Source organism: Acinetobacter sp. Ver3 (assembly GCF_000632455.1).
GTDB lineage: Bacteria > Pseudomonadota > Gammaproteobacteria > Pseudomonadales > Moraxellaceae > Acinetobacter.
This window is the reverse complement of the sequence record NZ_JFYL01000160.1, coordinates 1-1,288: the sequence shown is the minus strand read 5'-3', so window position 1 is coordinate 1,288 and position 1,288 is coordinate 1. Positions and strand designations below refer to the sequence as shown.

Here is a 1,288-nt window from a genome sequence, read left to right as displayed (position 1 = left end):
TAATGTGGTTCCGTTAATTAGACCACTCAATTCAGTTTTATAAGTGATAAATCCGCTCTAAATATTTAAATTATGCTGCCATTACTTTTAGTAAATGTTGATCATAAAATTCATCCGGTGTTGCCTTATTCAAACTTGAATGAGGACGTATCATGTTATAAAAATCCAAATATTCAGCAATTGATTGTTTCGCTTGTTTAACCGTATCGTAAGCCTTCAAATAGACTTCCTCATGCTTCACGCTGCGCCATAAACGCTCAATCATTACATTATCCATCCATCGTCCTTTCCCATCCATACTGATACGGATATTTCGCAATTTTAACTCATTCAAAAATGCCTCGCTTGTGAATTGACTGCCTTGGTCTGTATTAAACACCTCAGGACAACCATATTTCACAATTGCTTCTTGCAACGCATCTATGCAAAAGTCTGTTTCCATACTGATCGATACTCGATGAGCCAGTACTTTACGACTATGCCAATCTATAATTGCACACAGATAGACAAAGCCTTTAGCCATAGGAATGTACGTTATATCTGTACACCAGACTTGATTAGAGTGATCGATGACCATGTTTTTCAACAGATATGGGAAAATACGGTGTGCAAGATTAGGCTTACTGGTATTGGGTTTTGGATACAAGGCATGTATTCCCATCAAGCGCATTAAACGTCGGACTTTACGCCGACCTATTTGATGTCCTTGACGCTGTAGCATATCTCGTATCATTCGACTGCCCATAAATGGGTAGTCGAGATGAATTTCATCGATTAGACGCATCCAACTCAAATCAGTTGATGAAATCTCTTTGGGCTTGTAATACAACGTACTGCGATTGATTTGAATCAATTGCGATTGTTGTCGTACCGAAAGTTGATGGGTCTTATCGATCATTTTTTGCCGCTCAGCTGCCCTATTTTTCTGAGCGCACCTTCTAAAAAATCAATTTGCAATGCCTGATGTCCTATCTTGGCATGTAGAGCTTTGAGGTCAATCTCTGGTTCTTGTTGTGCTGTTGGTCGTGAAAAAATATTGACTGATTGCTCAAGCAGTTGATTTTTCCAATCGATGATTTGGTTTTGATGTAAATCGAATTGAGTAGAAAGTTCAGCGAGTGTGTGGTCGCCTTTAATTGCTGCGAGAGCAACTTTAACTTTAAACTCTGCTGAATGATTACGACGTTTTCTTCGTGTCATGGTTGACTCCAAAAACAAGCATTTCCCATGCTTATTGGGGAGTAGATTATCACTTATAGGCGTGGTCTAAAATCCTAGAACCACATCA

General features: G+C 39.0%; 1 protein-coding gene. It reads right to left on the bottom strand.

Annotated elements, in window-relative coordinates:
• Nucleotides 1-70: 70 nt before the first annotated feature.
• A protein-coding gene (locus CL42_RS16920; RefSeq protein WP_100607972.1) for an IS3-like element ISAcsp5 family transposase occupies nucleotides 71-1,200 on the bottom strand; the annotation gives its coding sequence in 2 pieces (ribosomal slippage) (nucleotides 71-948 and nucleotides 948-1,200; 1,131 coding nt in all).
• Nucleotides 1,201-1,288: the final 88 nt, after the last annotated feature.